The following is a 20,267-nucleotide window of genomic DNA, read 5'->3' as shown; positions in this document are numbered from 1 at the left end:
GGGGGAAGATCAGGCCTTGCGGATGACGCCGACCTCGAAGTTGGCGTAGAGGAAGGCGCGATCGCGCTTCAGAAGCCCTTGGGCGGCATCCGCCTGACGCTCGATCTCGGGCACCTTTTCCGCCGGGATGGCGCGGGCCAAGAGGGTGTTCCAGTTGGCCATGCGACCGCCCTTGCGGCCGACCCGCACGATCTCCTGGTGCAGGCGCACGAAGTTGGGCTCGCTGATCCAGTCGAAAAGGTTGGAGACGTTGAACTTGTCGAAGGTGTCGTCCGGCACGCTCAAGAGGTAGCGCTCGATCTCGCCGGTGACAAGCTCCACTCGCTCCACCCGCTCGCGCATGGCGGCGAAGTTCTCGGCAGCCAGATAAGGGGGCAGCGCCTCCTCGTCCAGGTAGCTCCCCAGGAGGATGAGCGCCAGGAAGTAGTTGTCCCGGATGGGGATCCCGGTGAAAGCGTGCGCGGCGCGGCCCCGGAAGATCTTGCCGAAGCCGTCGAAGTCGACCAGCCGGAAGTGCTCCTTGTCCTTGGCCCGAGTCATGACCGCTCGGCTGAAGAAGACGTCGAAGATCCCGCGCCAGATGGGCCCGTCGATGTGGCGATCGTAGTAGGCCCGCTGCTCGTCGAGAGTCGCGCAGTCGAAGAGGGCGCGCAGCTTCTTGCGGCCGTAGATGAGGCGCATCAGCGCGCCGAAGGCGAGCAGGTAGCGCTCGAGGCGACCGGCGTACAGGACGCCGCGAGCGACCTGCTTCTGGTTGGCATCCCAGTAAGCGCGGGCCTCGTCGCTCAAGAGCGGCCGGATCCGCTGGTACAGCTCCGGACGGCGGCTGGAGGGACGGACCCCGATCAGTTCGAGAAGCTCACCGTGCTCCAGGCCTTTGAAGGCAGCGATCTTGAAGCGCAGCAGATGGTTCTGGCTGGGGTTGAAGTCCAGGGCGACCACCCGGGCCGGATCGTGCAAGAGCAGGCTGAGGGTGTTGCAGCCCCCCGAGGTAATCGAGAAGCAGACGTCACCCGGCTGAACCTGCAAGGCCTCCTGGAGGATGGCCGGGTCCTCCCAGCAGTTGCTGTAGCCAATGGCCCGGAAGAAAGGGCGCCCTGCCACCTCGCTGCGCAGGGCGTGATCCTCGATCGCCCGCTCTTGTTGGCCCGCCACGAGAGTTGGATTGGTCAAACCTGCCGTCATGCGCAGCTCCAGAATGAGAGAGGGCGACTTCCCCCTTTTACCACGCGAGCAAGGCTTCTCAACCTTGAGCGTTGAGCGCTTGATGCCAGCAAGCCATGCACCCCTGGCGAGGGGGCTGGAGATGAAGCGAAAGGCTTAGCGATCGGGGCTTGCTGGGTACGAAGAGCAAGAGCCTCTGAAGACACCAGGCTTTTTTGATCATCCATCGCCTGGTAGGACGCTCATCGTCCCGTCGCCAAGGAGAACGCATGGCAACCAACGCTCCAGCCCTTCCCTTTCCCGCGCGCCTCAAGCTCTACCTCGACGAGCGCTTTCCGCTGAGCACCCACCTGGTCGTGGTCTGCGCCTTCTTCCTGAGCAACTACTTGCTGGCCGAGCGGCTGGCCCATGCAGGGGCGGCCCGCTTCGGCTGGCGCGCGATCGCAGGGATGGCGGCGGTGCTGCTCACCTTTTTCCTGCTGCGCGTCTTCGACGAGTTCAAGGACTACGCCCGCGACGTGGTGGCACACCCGGATCGGGTCGTCTCCCGCGGGATCATGCCCCTGTCCGAGTTGAAGGTCATGGGCTGGACGGTCGCGGGTGCGCTCTTGTTGCTCAATCTACCGATGGGCATTCCCACGATCGCATCTTACGTGCTTGTCATCATTTACGCGCTCCTGATGTACAAGGAATTTTTCGTCGGAGAGTGGTTGAACAAGCACATCGTCCTCTACGCGTTGACCCATCAGGTCATCACGCCTTTGCTTTGCGTGTATGTTTTCATGCTGTCAGCCACCCAGGTGGGCGCCGCGTGGCACCCGCTCTTCTGGTTGCAGCTCGGCATGGGCGCAGGCACCGGCCTCGGCTGGGAGATGTCGCGCAAGATCCGCATGCCGGTGGACGAACAGCCTCTGGCTGACTCTTACTCCAAGCATTTCGGCCCTGCGTTGGCTGCCCTGATGGCGTTCTCGAGCCTTGCCTTCGGTGCGGGATGCGCCCTTTTCCTCGGCCTCAAGGTCGGCTTCGGACCCGTCGCCTATGGGCTGCTCGGGCTCGGCATGCTGGTTTCGACCTTCGGTTTCGTGAAATTCTGGCTCAAGCCGACTCCCAAGGGGGCCAAGGGCCTCGACAACTGGGCCGCGGTTCTGATGCTGCTGTGCTACGTGGCGATCGCGATCGGCTCCGCTGCGGGCCGCGGCATCGGCTTCGCCTTCTAGAGAGACCTCACCATGACACAAGACGCTAAAGCAAACGCGCTGCACTCCCTCGACGCTCACGAGCTGGGCGGCAAGGCCCTCAACCTCCGGGCGCTGAGCGCCCAAGGGCTGCCCGTGCCCCCCTGGGCCATCGTGCCAACGAGCATGTTCAAACGCTTCATGGCAGCCTCCGGCCTCGAAGCCGTCATCCGGACCCTGGTCGCGGGCCTCGACTTCGAGAAGCCCGACGCGGCCAGGACCGCGAGCGAGACCATCCGGCGCCTCTTCGACTCCAGCGAGATCCCGGAGGCCATGACCCGCGAGCTCAAGCGCGCCTACAAAGACCAGTTCGCGCCCGAGACCTACGTGGCGGTGCGTTCGTCGGCGGTCGGCGAAGACGGCGCCAAGGACTCGTTCGCTGGTCAGATGGACTCCTTCCTGTTCGTGAAGGGCACCGAGGCCGTCCTCAAGAGCATCAAGCGCTGCTGGGCCTCCGCCTACTCGGAGCGGGCGATCGCCTATCGCCACCTCAAGGGCCTGGACCCGGTGAAGGCCGAAGTCGCCGTCATCGTCCAGGAGATGGTGCCTGCCGACGTCTCGGGGGTCATGTTCACGGCCGACCCGCTCACGGGCGATCGCGACACGGTGGTCATCAACGGCACCTACGGCCTGGGCGAGGGCATCGTGTCGGGGGCGCTCGACACCGACTCGTTCACTGTCAACAAGAAGACAAAGCACCTCACCACCGAGACCGTAAACAAGCCCAAGAAGATCGCTTTCGCCTCGCGGCGCGGCCATGGGACCTACGAAGCCAACGTCGCAGCAGAGCAACAAGACATCCCGTGCCTGACCGATGAGCAGGCCCAGGCCCTCGCCAACTGGGGCATGAAGGTCGAAGCCCACTTCGGCAAGCCCCAGGACATCGAGTGGGCGATCGCGAACGACCGGATCTACATCCTCCAGGCCCGGCCCATCACCAACCTCAAGGTGCCCCAGACGACCGTCGGCAAGGAGATCATCTGGGACAACTCGAACATCACCGAGAGCTACTCGGGGGTGACCTCGCCCTTGACCTTCTCCTTTGCCTCTCACGCCTACAACATCGTCTACAACCAGGTCTCGGCGGTGCTCGGCATCCCCGAGGAGACCATCAAGGCCAACGAGCAGACCTACCGCAACCTGCTCGGCCTGGTGCGCGGCCGGGTCTTCTACAACCTCGGCAACTGGTACCAGATGACCTCCCTGTTGCCCGGCTTCAACTACAACAAGGGCTTCATGGACCAGATGATGGGGGTCAAGGAGAAGGCCGACTATCAGAAGGGCGAGAAGAACTACTCGGAGCTGCCCAAGCTGCTGTACGTCTGCTGGCGGCTACTCGACAACTACCGCCGGATCGACAAGAGCGTCGCGTGGTTCCAGGGCAACTTCGAGCGTGCCTACGCGCACTACAAGACCTACGACTGGAAGGCCATGCGCCCTGACGAGATCAAGGTGGCCTTCCATGACCTCGAACAGAAGCTGCTCTGGCAGTGGAAGGCCCCCATCCTGACCGACATCTCAGCCATGGTCTTCTACGGGGTTCTCAAGAAGCTGTGCGTGGGCTGGTGCGGCGACGAGACGGGCTCGCTCCAGAACGACCTTTTGTGTGGCGAGGGCGAGATCGAATCCACCGAGCCCACCAAGGCCATCATGCGCATGGCGCTCGCCGCCCGTGCCGACGAGGCCCTGCGCGCCTTCTTCGAGTCCAACCACGAGCGCGAGATCTGGGGCTTGCTCCAGCAAGACGACCGCTTCCCCACGATGCGGGCTCAGGTCCAGGACTTCCTGGACAAGTACGGCTACCGCTGCATGAACGAGCTGAAGCTCGAAGAGAAGAACCTCAAAGAAGACCCGAGCTTCGTCTTCGCCATGGTGAAGAACTACCTCAAGATGCCCAGCCTGGACATCGCGGCGATGGAGGCCAACGAGAAGCGGATCCGCACCGAGGCCGAGACCCTGGTCCGCCAGAAGCTCGGAGGCAATCCGCTCAAGCACGCCTTCTTCAACTGGGTGCTCATGAACGCTCGCCGGCACGTGAAGAACCGCGAGAACATGCGCTTTGCGCGCACCAAGATCTTCGGCCTGCTGCGCGACATGTTCCAGTCCATCGGGCGCACCTTCGCCGGCTGGGACCTGCTCGACGACGCCCAGGACGTGTTCTACCTCAACCTCGACGAGATCTGGGGCTTCATCCAGGGCACGGCGACCAGCACCAACCTCAGGGGCCTCGCCGCCCTGCGCAAGGAGGAATTCGCCCGCTACCGCGCCGAGGAGATCGACGACCGCTTCAAGAGCTACGGGACGGTCCACTTCGCCAACCACTTCGTCGGCGAGCAGCCCGAAGACCAGGGCGAGAGCGATCCCAACGTGCTCAAGGGCATCAGCTGCTGCCCCGGCGTGGTCAAGGAGAAGGTGCGGGTCATCCGCTCGCCCGAGGACGACATGCGCCTCAACGGCGAGATCCTCGTCGCCGAGCGCACCGATCCGGGCTGGGTCCCCCTCTACCCGGCGGCCTCCGGCCTGCTCATCGAGCGCGGCAGCATCCTGAGCCACTCGGCCATCGTGGCCCGCGAGCTGGGGCTGCCCACCATCGTGGGCATCAAGGGCCTCACCCGTCGGGTCCAGGACGGCCAGGTGGTCGAGATGGACGCCCGTCAAGGAACCGTTCGTCTTTAACAGAAAATCAAGGGTATAGAATCCATGCCCTCCCCGCTCACGCAGAAAGGCTCCTTCATGCGAATTCGCCCGGCCCTTCTGGCCCTCGCCCTCGCGTTCGCCTTCGCGGCACCTGGGGCGCTCGCCGCCCCCGCCGCCGTGACGAGCAAGCCGCCGGTGCAGGCCATCGGCCAGAGCGAGGCCGAGATCAAGGCCGGCTTCCGCGCAGTCCAGGCGGCCATGGACCGCGACGACCAGCAAGAAGCCATGCGGCTCGCCAAGGCTTGCCTGGCGGCCGTCCGCGCGAGCGGCCTGCACGCCCTCTTGCCCGAAGCGCTCCTCATGAGCGGCGAGGCCATGATGGGCTCGGAAAACGACCGTGAGGCCCGCAAGTACCTCCTCAACGGCCTGGGCCTCGCCCAGCTCTACGGCGATCGCCGCAGCTACGCCAACGCCTTGAACGACCTGGGGATCATGGCCGAGCGGGAGGGCAAAATCCGGCTTGCGGCGAATTACTACCGTGAGGCGCTCCCCATCGCCGAGACGGTGGACGACCCGCAGCTCTTGGATGCCGTCACCTACGACCTGGGCTCTGCCGAGTGCGAGCTGGAGCAGTTCGAAGCGGGCTATGCGCGCCTCGCGACGGCGCTCGAGCGCACCCTTTCGCGTGGCGAGACCTACACCGCGGTCAAGATCAAGCTGCGCGTGGCGGACGTCGAACGGGACATGAAGCAGGCGGATCAAGCGGAGAAAACGGCCCAGGAAGCCCTCACCATGGCCCGCAGCGTCAAGAGCAAAGCCTCGGAGCAAGGCGCTTTGCGCCTGCTCGCGATGCTCGCCGTCGATCGCAAGGACCTGAAGGTCGGCGAGGCCCGCTTCAAGGAGGCCCTGAAGGTCGCCCGCAGCGGCACCGACCCGTGGGCGCAGGGGGCGGCTTCGCTCGACTTGGCCACTTTCCTGGTGGCCAACCAGCGCGGCAAGGAAGCCACCGAGCACCTGCTCGCCGCTCAGCGCACCTTCAAGCAGCTCAAGCGCCAGGACCTGGTGGACCAGATCCGTACCCTGCTCAACCACGTCGAAAAGGGCAAGAGCAAGCGCATCTAGATGACTTTAGCTACGCACGACAACGTCATCCGCTACCTCAGCCACTGGGCGAGCGTCTCTCCGACCAAGCCCGCCCTGGTCTTCCCTCGCAACGTCAGCCCGAGCGGCACGATCGACTACCAGCAGCTGAGCTTCGAACAGCTCGAGGACCGGGTGAACCGCCTTGCCGCCTCCCTCGCCGCGCGCGGCATCGGGCGCGGCGATGCCGTGGTCGTCATGATCCCCATGAGCCTCGAGCTCTACTCGCTGCTGCTCGCGCTCTTGAAGCTCGCGGCCCCCATCGTCTTCATCGACCCCTGGGTGGGACTCGACCAGATCAAGCGCTGCATCGCGCTCACCTCGCCCAAGGCCTTCGCGGGCGTACCGCTCATCCAGCTCTTGGGGCGCGCAACCGGTGCGCTCAAGGACATCCCCATCCGCCTCACGGCCCGGGGCCCCGCGCGCTTTGGTGAATTGCAACTCGAGCAGCTCATCGAAGCGACGGCCCCCGCCGTCGAGACCGCTGCGGTCCAGCCCGACGACACCGCCCTCATCACCTTCACCACCGGCAGCACCGGCACCCCCAAGGGGGCGAACCGCACCCACGGCTTCCTCGTGGCCCAGCACCAGGCCCTCTCGCGCGAGCTGGGGCTCACGCCCGAGGACGTGGACCTGCCGGCCTTGCCCATCTTCATCCTCAACAACCTCGCTTCGGGCGTCACGAGCGTGGTGCCGCGAATGAAGCCGTCCAAGCCCTCGGCCATCGACCCGCGCGTCATCATCCGCCAGATCCAAGACTGGGGCGTCACGACCGCCGTCGGCTCGCCTGCTTACTTCGCCCCCATCGCGGACCACTGCCTGGCGCACGGCCTCTCGCTCGATACGGTGCGCGCGGTCTTCACCGGCGGCGGGCCGGTGCCGCCCGGCCTGCTCGGCAAGCTGCGCAAGGTGCTGCCGAACGGCTCGGCGTACGTGGGCTACGGCTCGACCGAAGCCGAGCCGGTCGCGCTGATTGAGGCCGCCGAGGCCTGCGACGAGACCGACGCGCTCGCCGAGGCGGGGCACGGGACCTGCGTGGGGCGCCTCGCGCACGGCATCTCGGCCAAGATCATCCGCCGGATCGACGGCCCCGTCGCGCTCGGCCCTCAGGGGTGGGAAGCAATCGAGCTCGGGACGGGCGAGGTCGGGGAGCTGGTGGTCACGGGCGAGCACGTGGGCAAGGACTACTACCGCAACCCCGAAGCGGTCCTCGCCAACAAGATCCGCGACCCCCACGGCACCCTCTGGCATCGGATGGGGGATCTGGCCTACTTCGACGTGCAGGAGCGCCTCTGGGTAGTGGGCCGCGTGAACAACGCCGTGCAGCACGGCGATCGCACCCTCTACCCCTTGCAGGTCGAGGCGATCGCCCGGCAACTGCCCTTCGTCCGGCATGCGGCGCTCATCGAGCGGCCCGGCGCGCGGGCGATACTCGTCGTCGCCCCTCACGCGCCCGGCCAGTGGTGGCAGCACCGCACCTGGAAAGAGGCCCTGCTCGCGCACATGACAGGCCGTGGCGCGCCGGTGGACGAGGTCCGCTTCATCCGGCGCATGCCCCTCGACCCGCGCCACAACGCCAAGATCGACCACGCCAAGCTGCGACGAATGCTGGGCTAGGGCTTGCTCGGCGAGGCTTCGGGCAAGTAGACTGGGGTTATGTTCGACCCCGCGCCAAGTCCTGCCGAAGCCGCACTCCTGCGGCATTTCGGTCACTCGACCTTCCGCCCCGGCCAGCAAGGCGTGGTCGAGGCGATGCTTGCGGGTCGCGACACCGTCGCCATCATGCCGACCGGCAACGGCAAATCCATCTGCTACCAGCTGCCCGCCCTGATGCTCGAGGGCACGACGCTGGTCGTTTCGCCCCTCATCGCCCTGATGAAGGACCAGGTGGACGCCCTCCTCGAAAAGGGCATCCCCGCCACCTTCATCAACAGCAGCCTGGAGCCTGACGAGGCCGAGTACCGCCTCGCCTCGCTCGCCGCCGGCAAGTACAAGCTCGTCTACATCGCTCCCGAGCGCTTCAAGAACCGCGCCTTCATGGAGGCGATCCAGGGGGTCACCATCGCGCGCCTCGCGGTGGACGAGGCGCACTGCGTTTCTCAGTGGGGTCACGACTTCAGGCCCGACTTCCTGCGGCTGCGCGAGGCCCTGAACAAGATCGGCCGCCCCCCGGTGCTCGCCGCTACGGCGACCGCCACCCCCGAGGTGCGCGAGGACATCGTCAAGCAACTGGGGATCAAGGACCCGGCCGTGTTCGTGACGGGCTTCGACCGTCCGAACCTACGCTACGTGGTGCGCCCGGTCAGCGGCGAGGCCGCCAAGCTCTCCAAGGTCCTCGAAATCGCCCAGAAGACCAAGGGCTCGGGCATCGTCTACGCCTCGACCCGCAAGAACGTGGAAGCGATCGCCGAGCACCTGGAGGCCGCCGGGGTTTCGGCCGTCGCCTACCACGCGGGCCTGCACGACATGGAGCGCGACCAGGCGCAGGACGCCTGGATGCAGGGCAAGGCGCGGGTGGTGGTGGCGACCAACGCCTTCGGGATGGGCGTGGACAAGCCCAACGTGCGCTTCGTCATCCACCACGACCTGCCCGGTACCGTCGAGGCCTACTACCAGGAGGCAGGCCGCGCGGGCCGCGACCAGAAGGCCTCGTACTGCGTGCTACTCTTCTCGCCCGCAGATCGCTACCTCCAGGAATTCTTCATCGAGGGCAGCTGCCCCAGCGTCTCGACCCTCTCGGACGTCTACCAGGTGCTCTGCGACCAGGGGCCGGACGAGTTCGTCATGACCCACGAGGCCATCGGCCGCGCCATGCCGGGCAAGGTCAACGACATGGCCATCGGCACCTGCCTCAACCTGCTCGAACGCAACGGGGTCATCGCCCGCGCGCCGCGCGGCGCCAACCACGCCTACGTCCGCCACGCCAACGACCTGATGCCCATCGACGGCCGTGCCAAGATGCAGAAGCTCGTCTACGGCGCCCTCAAGGCCGTCCTGCGCGACGAGCTGGACGCGGGGGTCGCTTTGGACCTCAACCAGTTCGTCACCTACGTGGGCGAGAGCCGAGAATCGGTGCTCGCCGCTCTCAACGGGCTCAACGAGCGCGGCCTCATCGCCTACACCCCACCCCAGCGCGGTCGCGCCATCCGGCTCATCAAGCGGGCCGAGGACTTCGCTTCCCTCAAGCTGGACGTCAACTACCTGATCGGCAAGCAGGCGCGCGAGATCAAGAAGCTCGACGCCATGATCAACTACGCCTACACCACCGACTGCCGGCGCGCCTACATCCTCGACTACTTCGGAGAGACGGCCCCCTCGCGCTGCGGCGCCTGCGATCGCTGCCTCGAAGCCCCCGGCGCACAGTCCCTGCCGGTGAAGAAGGCCCCGGTCCGGGTCGTCGCCAAGATCGCCCCGGTCGCCAAGGTGGCGGCCCCCCAAGGCGATCCCATCCTGCTTGCGGCCCTGCGCGAGGCCCGCGCCGGCATCGCCAAGGACAAGGGACTGCCTCCTTACTGCATCGTGCACGATCGGGTACTCGATGCGGTGGCGGCCGCTGGCCCTGAAACCCTCGAAGCCCTCGCGGCCATCAAGGGGATCGGCGAGGACAAGTGCCGTCAGTGGGGCGCCACCATGCTCGCGGCCCTGGCCGCCGCTCAGTCCCCCTCGGTATCACTCGCCACGAGCGGCGCGGGCTGATCCGCCCGCACGACGGCCTCCGCCTCGGGCAAGAGCGCGGCCGGCTGCGCCATGGGCAGCGAGAAGTAGAAGGTGCTGCCTGCTCCTGATTGGGAACGAACGCCGATCGTGCCCCCGTGCGCTTCGATGAGCGCCTTGGAGATGCTCAAGCCAAGCCCCGTGCCCTGTCCCAGGCGCCGCCCGTCGTCCAGCTGAGAGAAGCGCTGGAACAGCTTTGGCAAATCCTGCTCGGGGATGCCGGTGCCCGAGTCCGTGATCTCGCAGCGCACCATCCCCTCCTCGCACCGGACCTGGACCGTGACGCGGCCGCCTACCGGCGTGAACTTGACCGCATTGGAGAGGAGATTGAGGAGCACCTGACCGATCCGCTGAGAATCCATCCAGAGCATGACGGGCTCTGAGGGCAGCGTGACGCTGAACGCGAGGCGCGAAGCCTCCCCTTGCGGCAGGAGGCTATCGACGATCTCGCGAATCTTCGCCCCGAGATCCGCGTAATCGAACTTGAGCCGGAAGGTCCCGGCGTCGATGCGCGCGCAGTCGAGGAGATCGTTGACCAGGCCGTCGAGTCGGCTGCTTCCCATCTGAATCTGATGCACGAAGTCGAGCTGTTCCTTCGAGAGGGCGCCACCCACGTGGTCTTCGAGCAGCTCGGCAAAGCCGATGATCGAGGTCAGGGGAGTGCGCAGCTCGTGGCTCACGGCGTTGACGAAGTCGGTCTTGAGGCGATCGAGCTCCTTGAGTTTCTCGTGGCTCTCCTCGATCTCGCGCATGGCCGCCTCCAGGTCCGCCACGTGGCGCTGGTCGCGCAGCCTCAGGACCTCGAGGCGACGGTAGGTCCATCGTCTGATCCCGAAACCCATCGACGCGAGCACGAACGCCTGAACGAGGTGAAGGCCGAACTCCACCCACAAGGGGGCCGGCGTGAAGGGCGGCGCCACCGTCGAGAAGCTGATCCCCGTCACCCAGGCAGCAGCAATGGCCAGCAGGGACAGGACGAACCAGGGGATCGAGAGCAACAGAAAGCCCATGCTGAACGCGCAGATCATGAAGGTGACGCTCTGCAGCGGCCTGCTTAGCAAGACCATGTGGGCCACGGTGAGCGCGAGCACCGAGGCGAGTAGCCCGAAGACGACGGGGTGGGCCATGCGGGCGGGCAGGCGCAGCCGCGAGAGCGCGAACGCGATGAGCGAGAAGAGCAGGCCCAGGCCGAGCTGGAGGTTGGCGAGCAAGTGGACACGCTCGGCATCCGCCGCGGCGAACGCGATGGGCTTGACGAAGGCCAGCGCGATCATCAGCAGCGCCAGCCCCGCCGAAACAGGGGCCAGGGCGGCAAGGATGATGCGGTCCAGCGCTTCGTCCAGCTCTGCTTCGGAAATCTCGGGGCGTGATGATAAGCGCATAAGACCAGTTTACGGCCGGTTCAAAATCGAAACAATACACCCCATGGTTTAATAGGGGGCATCATTTCCCCTCGCTCGCAGGTGCCCATGACCTCATCCATCCTCAGCGACGCGCTCCAACACGGCATCCGCCCCGGCCTTGAGCGCATCACCGCCCTTCTCGATCGCCTCGAACGTCCCCACGCGCGCCTCAAGGTGGTGCACGTCGCCGGCACGAACGGTAAAGGCTCGGTCTGCGCCTTCTTGAGCAGCATCCTCAAACATGCCGGCTATCGCGTCGGCCGCTACAACAGCCCTCACCTGGTCTCGTACTGCGAGCGCATCTGGCTCGACGGCGCCTTCATCGACGACGCCTCGCTCGATCGCGCGCTCGAAGCCGTCCAGGGCGCCGCCGCCGCGCTGGATCCCGTGCTCGGGCCCGTCACCGAGTTCGAGCTGATCACCGCTGCCGCCTTCCTTTGGTTCGCCGAGCAAGCTCCGGACCTGGTCCTCCTGGAGGTCGGTCTGGGCGGTCGGCTCGATGCGACCAACGTCGTCGAGCAACCGGAACTCTGCGTCATCACCCGGATCGCCCTCGACCACACGGCGCTCTTGGGCGATACCCCCGAGGCGATCGCCCGGGAGAAGGCGGGCATCCTCAAGGCCGGCGTCCCGGCCCTCACCGGCGCGACCGACTCGGCGTTCGAAGCGATCCGCGCGATCGCCCAGGACTTGTCGGTGCCGCTTCGCCAGGTGACCGAGGGGCTCCAGGGCTACGAGCTGGGGCTGGCGGGCGACCACCAGACTCTGAACGCCGCTCTTGTCCTCGAAGCCGTTCAGGCGCTTCGAGCAGCGGGTTGGGCAGTGAGCGATGCCGCCCTGCGCGAAGGCTTCAAGGCCGCGCGATGGCCGGGGCGCCTCGAAAGCTGGCACTCGGCTGAAGGCGAGCAGTTCGTCTTCGACGGCGCCCACAACCCGGACGGCATCGAGGCCCTCGCCCACGCCCTGGCGGCCTCCCCCGAGCCCGGAGGCCGGGTGATCCTCATGGGCGTGCTCGCGGACAAGGACCCTGGCCCCATGATCCGGGCGCTTGCCCCCCATGCCGAGACCATCATCCTCACGACCCCGCCGAGCCCTCGGGGGCTCGATCCCACCACTCTCTCGGCGCTGCCCGCCCATCCGGACCTGCACCTCGAACCCGACTGGCAAGAAGCGCTCGCGCTCGCGCGTCGCCTGGCGCTCGGCCGCCCTATCTTGGTGGCGGGATCGCTGTACCTTGTCGGCGCCGTCTGTGCCGGACTCGGGCGCGTCATCGAGGCCTGAACCAGGCAAAAGCCATGGTAGGATCGAGGCTTCCCGCTCCATCCTGCCGAGGAGGCCCGCCTTGTCCGCCCCGACCCTGCCCAAGATCGGCGATCGCCCGACCGACTACGTCGCCCGCGTGACGCAGCTGCGCGAGTTCAAGAAGAAAGACTCCGACAGCGGCTTCCACATCTTCCGGGCCACCAACGCCCAAGGGGCGATCGCCTGCGTCATCTGGACGGGGCGCATCGACTTCAAGAACGGCGACTACGTGCGCCTGAGTGGCGAGGTGAAGCTGCACAAGGACGCGCCGCAGTTCGTCGTCGCGCGCTACGAGGTCCTGCCGCGCGAGCAGTTCCCGCCCGAGCAATTCCTGCCCATCTCCCGCCGGCCCCTCGCCGAGATGGTCGCCGAGTTGCGCGAGGTCATCTCCTCGGTCGAAGACCCGGGCCTGCGCGCGATGCTCGAGCGCCTCTTGCTCGAAGACCCCGTCACCGCCGAGGCCTACCAGCGAGCGCCCGCCGCCAAGACCCACCATCACCCATTCCTGAACGGTCTGCTCGAGCACAACCTCACGGTCGTGCGCCGTGCGCTGGGGCTGTGCCTCGCCGAGGACGGGCTCGACCGCGACGTGGTCATCGCGGGGGCCCTCCTGCACGACGTCGGCAAGATCGAGGAGTACGCCTTCGACGCCGACGAGATCGGCTTCACCGAGGTCGGCAACCTGATCGGGCACGTGGCCCTCGGCTACGCCATGGTCCGCCGGGCGATCGCCGAGCAAGGCGACATCCCCACCGACAAGGCCACCAACCTCCTGCACGTGATCCTCAGCCATCAGGGTCGGCTGGAGTACGGCTCGCCGGTCGAGCCGCGCACGGCCGAGGCCTTCATCGTCCATCATGCGGACACGGTGGACGCGCACCTCTTCCAGGTGAAGCGCACGGGCGAGGAATTCCCAGATACCCGCCTGGGCTACGCCAAGAGTCTCAACCGCATGGTGCTAGGCAACCCGGCGATCCCCTACATCGAAGGCTACCGCCACTAGGAGCGTCCGAGCACCGCCATGCCATAAAAAATCCCTCGCTGGGCATAATAACAGCAAGCGAACATTCGCCTAAGGCCCGCGCGCGTCCAGCGTTTTGGAGTGAGGGAATCACCGTGAAGAAGACCATGCTCTCGCTGATGGTCGCAGCCGCCCTGGCCACCGTCGGCTGTGACGCCCTGCTCACCACCGCCAAGAACGACGATGGAAACAGCGGGAGCAACGGGATCGGCCAGATCCCGGGTACCGGCTCGACGAGCGCCAAGTTCTCCGGCCGCGTCCTCGACCTCGCGGGCAAGCCGGCCGCCAACGTCCAGGTCAAGGGCTACCTGGTCAGCAACAACGCGGCGGGCATCATCAGCAACAACGCCTCGGGCTACCGCACGCTCGCCGGCGACTCCTTCCAAACCAAGACGGACAGCAAGGGCAACTTCGTCCTGAGCAACCCGCAAGGCCTCGACCTGAACATCGAGGCCATCCTACAGGACGACATCAAGGCCATCACCATGGGTGTCTCCAGCAGCTCGTCCAAGGTTGACCTGAAGCTCGCCTACACCGGCCGCATCGTGGGCACGGTCAAGACGGAAACTCCGGGCAAGAACATGCTCGGCGTGGACGTCTTCATTCCCGGCACCGGCTACGTGGCCAAGGCGGACGATGCCGGCAACTACGAGATTCCCAACGTGCCCCCCGGCGAGTTCCGCGTCGTCGGCATGCACTCCGACATGGGCCGCGGCGAGGCCCCGAGGGTTTCGGTCACCTCCAAGCAGGTGATCCGTGCGCCCGAGATCGTCCTCGGCTTCAAGGTCCCCCAGGTCACGGCCCTTTCGCCCGATAACGGCGGGGTCGACCAGCTCATCACCATCACCGGCAAGGACTTCTCGGTCTCGCTCGGCAAGAAGCCCCAGGTCCTCTTCAACGGCATCCAGGGCCAGGTGATCGAAGAGTCAGACACCGCGCTCAAGGTGAAGGTGCCGGAGCTTTCGACGACCACCGCCCAGGTGCTGGTCAAGTCGGCGGGCTTCGACAGCAACACGAAGACCTTCAAGGTCATCAAGACGCTCGATATCTTCCCCCAGCCCCAGGAAAACGCCGCCAAGGACGCGACGGCCTCGGCCCCGCTCAAGGACTACCTGGTCTACAACCTCACGCGCCGCTACGTGGTCCGCGCCCTCGACGCAGCTGGCGCCATCATCCCCAACGCGAGCGTCACCTGGAGCTCGGTGGCGCCCTGGCTCGCCACCGTCGATGCGAACGGCAGGCTCCAGGGCCTCGCCCTCGGGACCGTAACGGTCAAGGCCTCCTCGGGTCAGGTCGAAGCCATGCTGCCGGTGGAGCTGCTGCGCCTGCTCACAGGGCTCTCCGTCACCCCCAACCCCCTTCCGACCCTGGCTGCCTACCCAGTGGGCGAGCAGCCGCTGGATCCGACGCGCACCAGCGTTCAGCTCCAGGCGAAGACCCTCGTCAGCGGCGGCGCCGTGGAGAACTATCCCGTCACCTGGTCCACGGGCGACGCCCGCCTCACGGTAAGCCCCGACGGTCTGGTCACCCTCAAGCCCGGCGCCGCGGAAGGTAACGCCACGGTAACGGTACGCTCCGTCGCGAACCCATCGCTCACCCAGGGCATCACCATCCCGGTCGTCCACCAGGGCAGCCTCGAACTGGTCATCGAATAGGAGACGCTGATGAACATCCAGAAAGTCGCATTCTTCATCAGCCTCACCCTCCTGGTCGGGTGCCGTCCCGCCGGCTTGTTGCAGCTTCCGAGCACCACCCAGAGCGATGGCTCGCAGGGCGCGACCGCCCAGCAGGACCCGCAAGCGCGCAAGGGAAGCCTCGCGATCGCCATCAAGTGGCCCGAGCTGAGCCGCCCGGGCTTCAACGCCCAGGTGATCCCCAAGACGACCCGAGCCCTGGTCGTCACGATCGCAGACGCCGACGACCAGATCATCCTGCGCGAGCAGATCGATCGCCCCGCCCAGGGCGGCAGCGACGCGGCTCGCCGCGAATTCTTCCTCAACGAAGGCGTCGGCTACCAGGTACAGGTCGAGGCCCACGAGGGGGTCGACGGCGAAAACGGCAAGGTCGTCCTGGTGGGCAAGCCCATCGCAAGCGCTTTCAAGACCGGCATCGAGATCAAGTGGAACAAGAAGACCTCGGTCCCGTTGCCTCTGGATGCCACGTACGCCCCCTCGATCGCGGGCATCTCGCTCGAGTCGGACTTCAGCGTCAGCACGGACCATGCGGGTGCCGGCGCGGAGCTCTACCTTGCCGGGCAGAACCTGACCTGGCCTGCGAGCGGGCTCTCGGAAGTGATCTTCCCCTCCGGGAAGGTGGTCACGGCGTTGAGCGAGAATGCGGGTAACACGCTTCGCTTCACCGTGCCAACCGGAGCCGGCAGCGGAAACCTCCGCCTGCGGGTGAACGGTGTGCAGAGCGTGGCCGAGCCCTTCTACGAGGTAAAGACCCTGAACCTCACCGCGGCCAAAGGCGGTGCGGATATCGCCCTGGATGATTTCGGCGGCGATGGCATCGTGCGCAGCTGGCTCGGGGAGAGCTTCCCGTTCGTCACTTTCGGGACCGACAGCTCGGACAGCGTGCTCGTGAGCATCAACTCCAAGTTCTCGAACACCAATGGCACCGTGGGCGCCATCAACGGAAAAACGGGAATTTACCAGGCAAACGTCAGTGGCTTCAGCGGCTTCGGCGAAGACGTGGTCACGGCGAAGAGCGGAAGTGTCGAGACCACCCGGAAGGTGGTCGTGAGCCCTCCCGCCGGCATCTTCATCGACATGAACGCGGAGCCGCCCCTGGGGGCCCCTGCGAGCGACCCCATCGGAGGCCTCTCGGTCGCGAAGATCGACGAGAATCGCTTCATCGGGGCCTGGTTCGACCGAGGCAACCTGAACGACCAGGCCGACGACCGCGTGTACTGGCAGCTCTTCAACCGTAACGGCATCATCGCGGGCACCCGTCACTCGGTTCCAGCGTTCTACCGAGACACGATCCGCATGGTGCGCGTCGCGGTGCAGGGCGAGACGGCAATGGTCGCCTACACCCTCACGAACGGCTTCGGGCTCACCACCGTCGACCTTCAGACGGGGGCCCCCAAGCAGACCTTGACCTACGACAATGCTGCGGCCAACCAGTTCTTCCGCCTGGGGAACCTGGCAGCCACCAACGAAACCTTCATGGTCACCTACTATGGAATGGTCAACAGCAAGCTCCGCTTCAACTACGCCATCCTGAAAGTGGCTGGTGACGGCGCCATCAGCGAAGTCAAGAGACAGCCCCTTCCGATCATTCTGTATGACAACGCCGCTAAGGAGGAGGTCGAGGTCGCCCTCAACGACAACACCGTCGACAACATGGGCATCTCGGTGAGCACCCCCGCGCCGTCGTCGAGCTACACGGTAGCGTTTCACTTCGTGGGCCTCTCCGGCAGTCTCTTCGACGAGTTCTTCGAGTTCGATGACAAGGGCTTCAAACGCAACGGCGCCGGTTTCCCACGGTCCAACCATCGTGCCATCTCCTTGGCCGAGAATGCCTCCCACTACATGACGGTCGCCGTCGATGCGACCGAAAACAAGGTAAAAGCCTACCGCTACGGCAAGGCCGATCCCTTCAACGGCACGAACACCCCGGCGATCGAGGTGGACACGCAGGCCGTCATAGGCAACCCCCAGGACCATCCGACGTCGGTCGTCTGGAACGGGACGGAGTTCCTGGTGGCCTATACCAAGAACGTGGTCATCAACGGCGAAGCGAAGCCTCGCCCCATGGTCCGAGCCATCGCCGCCGACGGCACCTTCAAGGGTCCTGCCTATCCGATCGCGAACCTGGGCACGAGCCCCATGCTCATCCCCACCGACGAAGGCGCGATGGCCTTCTGGCTCAGCAGCACCAAGAAGCTGGTCGCAAGACGCCTCAAGTACCACTAACCCAGCAAGCCAAGAGCCCCGGCGCGAATCGCGCCGGGGCTCTTGGCTTGGCTTCTTAGAGAGACTGGATCGAGCTGAAGAGAGGCAGCTGGCTGACCTCGTTGGCGCCTTCGTCCAGGGCCGCCTGCCTGAGCGAGAGCGAGATGCGGTTGCGCCGCTCGATCTCGGTGAGCACCTGGCGCGCCCGCTCGATCACCGGCGCGGGCAAGCCCGCAAGGCGCGCCACCTCGATGCCGTAGGAGCGATCGGCCCCGCCTGGCACCACTCGCCGCAGGAAGATCACCTCGTCGGCCGTCTCCTCGACCAGGACCTTGTAGTTGCGGACACTGGGCTGGCTCGTGGCCAGCGCCGTCAGCTCGTGGTAGTGGGTCGCGAACAGGGTACGGGCCCGAACGTGCATCGCCAGGTGCTCGCTGACCGACCAGGCGATCGAGATCCCGTCGAAGGTCGAGGTGCCGCGCCCGATCTCGTCGAGCAGGATCAACGCCCGGGGGCTCGCGTTGTTGAGGATGTTGGCCGTCTCGTTCATCTCGACCATGAAGGTCGACTGCCCCGTCGCCAGATCGTCCACCGCGCCAACGCGGGTGAAGATCCGATCCACCAGACCGATGCGCGCCGAGCGAGCAGGCACGAAGGAGCCCACCTGCGCCATCAGCACGATCAGCGCGATCTGACGCATAAAGGTGCTCTTACCCGCCATGTTGGGCCCCGTCAGGATGATGAGCTGGCTCGACGCGGTGTCGAGGCGGGTATCGTTGGGCACGAAGGTACCGGGCGGCAGGAGCTGCTCGATGACTGGATGGCGCCCCGCCTCGATCTCGAGCACCGTCGAGTCGTCCACCACCGGGCAACAGAAGCCCTGGCGCACCGCCACCTCGGCGAAGCCCACGAAGACGTCGATGGCCGCCACGTGCGAGGCGATGCCCTGGAGCTCGGTCGTCCAGGGAGCGAGCGCCGCGCGCAAGGCCGAGAAGACCTCGTACTCCATGTGCCCGATGCGCTCTTGGGCCGTCAGGATCGCGCTCTCGCGCTCCTTGAGCACCGGCGTGATGTAGCGCTCGGCGTTGACCAGCGTCTGCTTGCGCTGGTAGTCGTCCGGCACCAGGTCCTTGTTGGCGTGGGTGATTTCGAGGAAGTACCCGAAGGTCTTGGAATAGCCGACCTTGAGGCTCCGGATGCCCGTACGCTCCTTCTCCTGGGCCTCGAAGGTCGCAAGCCAATCCTTGCTATCGCCCAAGAGCGAGCGCGTCTCGTCGAGCTCGGGGCTGAAGCCGTCCCGGACCAGCCCCCCTTCGGTCAGGGAGATGGGCGGGTGATCGACCAGGGTCTCGCGGATACGTGCGGCCAGCACGCCGATCTCGGACGGAATCGCCTGCAGGGCGCGCAGGGCGGGGCTCTGGGTGGAAAAAAGCAGCTCGACCAGCGCAGGCAGGGCCTCCAGGCTGTCGCGCAGCGCGATAAGGTCCCGGGCGTTCGCCGTGCCGGCGGCCACGCGACTGGTGAGGCGCTCCAGATCGCGGATGGAGCCCAGCTGGTCGGCCAGGCGCATGCGCAGGCCTGCGTTCGCGGCGAGCTCGCCGACCGCCTGGTGACGCTCGCTGATGGCCGCCGCATCGAGCAGCGGGTGCAGCAGCCACTGACGCAGCTTGCGGCCGCCCATGGCGGTGCGGGTCTCGTCCAGCACCGAGAGCAGCGAGCCCTTCCAGGATCCGTCGCGCGCGGTCTGGGTCAGCTCGAGGTTGCGGCGGGTGGCCGGGTCGAGCTGCATGTACTCCGAGAGACGATACGTCTGAATCCCCGAGAAGAGGGCAAGCTGGGCCTTCTGGGTCTCGCCGAGGTAGCCGAGCATCGCCCCGGCCGCCATGGTCGCAAGCGGCAGCTCGGGCAGGCCGAAGCCCTCCAGGCTCTGGAGCCGGAACTGGGAAAGGATCTGGCTGCGGGCCTTCTCGAGGTTGAAAGCGTAGTCGGGCCGCGGCGTGAGGTTGAGGCCTTCGGGGAAGAGGCCCTCCCACGACGGATCGAGCTGCGCGGGCTGAAGACGGCCCGGCGTGCGGCCCCAGGCCATGTTCTGCCAGACGCTCGGATTGACGGGCACCAACAGCTCAGCGGGCGCGATGCGTGCAAGCTCACCGGCCACCGCCCCGGGGTCCGCGATCTGGGTGGTCCGGAACTCGCCGGTCGACGCGTCGCAGTAGGCGAGGCCGAAGCCCGCGGGCCCCTTCACGATGGCGGCGAGGTAGTTGTTCTGCTTCTCGGAGAGGTAGTTCGCCTCGAGGACCGTCCCGGGCGTGACGAAGCGAACGATCTCGCGCTTGACCAGACCCTTGGCCTGCTTGGGGTCCTCGACCTGCTCGCAGATGGCGACCCGGTAGCCGCGCTCGATCAGCTTGGCGAGGTAGCCCTCGGCCGCATGGTGCGGGATGCCCGCCATGGGGATGCGGTTGCCGTTGGCGCCGCCGTCACGGCTGGTGAGCGTCAGCTCCAGCTCACGGCTCGCGAGCACCGCATCGTCGAAGAACATCTCGTAGAAGTCGCCCATCCGGTAGAAGAGCAACACGTCCGGGTGCTGCTCCTTCAGCGAGAGGTAATGGGTCATCATGGGCGAGTACTGGGGCTGCACGGGGTTCCTCCGAGTATCAGGGTTTCAAGACCATTCTACCTCCCGACAGGCCGTCCCGAGGACCACAGGGCCGTTCCGCGCCGGGAGATCACGAAAAAGGCGGGAAATAAT

Annotated in this window: 12 protein-coding genes; 9 read left to right on the top strand and 3 right to left on the bottom strand. The window is 66.2% G+C overall.

Annotation, left to right across the window (positions count from 1 at the left end):
• Positions 1–9 precede the first annotated feature (9 nt).
• The gene (locus J7643_06770) at positions 10–1,185 is read right to left on the bottom strand and encodes a BtaA family protein (GenBank protein ID MBO9540278.1); all 1,176 of its coding nucleotides are present in this window, start codon (positions 1,183–1,185) and stop codon (positions 10–12) included.
• 248 nt (positions 1,186–1,433) lie between these two features.
• Here J7643_06770 and J7643_06765 point away from each other — a divergent pair, with 248 nt between their 5' ends.
• From J7643_06765 to J7643_06745, 5 genes are read left to right on the top strand one after another with little or no spacing between them, the layout of a single operon-like run.
• Entirely contained in the window at positions 1,434–2,381 is a 948-nt protein-coding gene (locus tag J7643_06765; GenBank protein ID MBO9540277.1) for a hypothetical protein, read from the top strand.
• Between the two features lie 12 nt (positions 2,382–2,393).
• On the top strand, positions 2,394–5,075 hold the full coding sequence (locus J7643_06760) for a phosphoenolpyruvate synthase (GenBank protein ID MBO9540276.1): 2,682 nt from the start codon (positions 2,394–2,396) through the stop codon (positions 5,073–5,075).
• A 57-nt stretch (positions 5,076–5,132) separates the two neighbouring features.
• Positions 5,133–6,158 (top strand): hypothetical protein, encoded by a 1,026-nt coding sequence (locus tag J7643_06755; protein MBO9540275.1) that lies wholly within the window; start codon positions 5,133–5,135, stop codon positions 6,156–6,158.
• The gene (locus J7643_06750) at positions 6,159–7,793 is read left to right on the top strand and encodes an AMP-binding protein (GenBank protein ID MBO9540274.1); all 1,635 of its coding nucleotides are present in this window, start codon (positions 6,159–6,161) and stop codon (positions 7,791–7,793) included.
• A 39-nt stretch (positions 7,794–7,832) separates the two neighbouring features.
• A complete protein-coding gene (locus J7643_06745) occupies positions 7,833–9,872 on the top strand; it encodes an ATP-dependent DNA helicase RecQ (GenBank protein ID MBO9540273.1) in 2,040 nt (679 codons plus the stop codon).
• On the opposite strand, the gene J7643_06740 is transcribed toward J7643_06745, so the two are convergent.
• Positions 9,830–11,272 carry a hypothetical protein gene (locus J7643_06740; GenBank protein ID MBO9540272.1) on the bottom strand — a complete coding sequence of 481 codons (1,443 nt, stop codon included), beginning with the start codon at positions 11,270–11,272 and terminating at the stop codon, positions 9,830–9,832. The genes J7643_06745 and J7643_06740 overlap by 43 nt on opposite strands.
• A gap of 87 nt (positions 11,273–11,359) precedes the next feature.
• Here J7643_06740 and J7643_06735 point away from each other — a divergent pair, with 87 nt between their 5' ends.
• From J7643_06735 to J7643_06720, 4 genes are all read left to right on the top strand, one after another.
• Complete coding sequence (locus J7643_06735) at positions 11,360–12,574, top strand: bifunctional folylpolyglutamate synthase/dihydrofolate synthase (GenBank protein ID MBO9540271.1); 1,215 nt, start codon at positions 11,360–11,362, stop codon at positions 12,572–12,574.
• Between the two features lie 61 nt (positions 12,575–12,635).
• Entirely contained in the window at positions 12,636–13,598 is a 963-nt protein-coding gene (locus J7643_06730; protein ID MBO9540270.1) for an HD domain-containing protein, read from the top strand.
• A 113-nt stretch (positions 13,599–13,711) separates the two neighbouring features.
• Positions 13,712–15,271 (top strand): Ig-like domain-containing protein, encoded by a 1,560-nt coding sequence (locus tag J7643_06725; GenBank protein MBO9540269.1) that lies wholly within the window; start codon positions 13,712–13,714, stop codon positions 15,269–15,271.
• A 9-nt stretch (positions 15,272–15,280) separates the two neighbouring features.
• Entirely contained in the window at positions 15,281–17,536 is a 2,256-nt protein-coding gene (locus J7643_06720) for a hypothetical protein (GenBank protein MBO9540268.1), read from the top strand.
• Between the two features lie 55 nt (positions 17,537–17,591).
• On the opposite strand, the gene mutS is transcribed toward J7643_06720, so the two are convergent.
• Entirely contained in the window at positions 17,592–20,156 is a 2,565-nt protein-coding gene (gene mutS / locus J7643_06715) for a DNA mismatch repair protein MutS (protein ID MBO9540267.1), read from the bottom strand.
• Positions 20,157–20,267 lie beyond the last annotated feature (111 nt).

The sequence above is a fragment of the bacterium genome, from assembly GCA_017744355.1.
Lineage (GTDB): Bacteria > Cyanobacteriota > Sericytochromatia > S15B-MN24 > UBA4093 > JAGIBK01.
Note: the sequence above shows the minus strand (reverse complement) of the source record. Positions and strands in the feature narration are given on the sequence as shown.

Excerpts from the sequence above, each read along its gene's own strand:
- J7643_06770 (MBO9540278.1), bottom strand. The coding sequence starts at position 1,185 with ATGACGGCAGGTTTGACCAATCCAACTCTCGTGGCGGGCCAACAAGAG.
- J7643_06765 (MBO9540277.1), top strand. The coding sequence starts at position 1,434 with ATGGCAACCAACGCTCCAGCCCTTCCCTTTCCCGCGCGCCTCAAGCTC.
- J7643_06760 (MBO9540276.1), top strand. The coding sequence starts at position 2,394 with ATGACACAAGACGCTAAAGCAAACGCGCTGCACTCCCTCGACGCTCAC.
- J7643_06755 (MBO9540275.1), top strand. The coding sequence starts at position 5,133 with ATGCGAATTCGCCCGGCCCTTCTGGCCCTCGCCCTCGCGTTCGCCTTC.
- J7643_06750 (MBO9540274.1), top strand. The coding sequence starts at position 6,159 with ATGACTTTAGCTACGCACGACAACGTCATCCGCTACCTCAGCCACTGG.
- J7643_06745 (MBO9540273.1), top strand. The coding sequence starts at position 7,833 with ATGTTCGACCCCGCGCCAAGTCCTGCCGAAGCCGCACTCCTGCGGCAT.
- J7643_06740 (MBO9540272.1), bottom strand. The coding sequence starts at position 11,272 with ATGCGCTTATCATCACGCCCCGAGATTTCCGAAGCAGAGCTGGACGAA.
- J7643_06735 (MBO9540271.1), top strand. The coding sequence starts at position 11,360 with ATGACCTCATCCATCCTCAGCGACGCGCTCCAACACGGCATCCGCCCC.
- J7643_06720 (MBO9540268.1), top strand. The coding sequence starts at position 15,281 with ATGAACATCCAGAAAGTCGCATTCTTCATCAGCCTCACCCTCCTGGTC.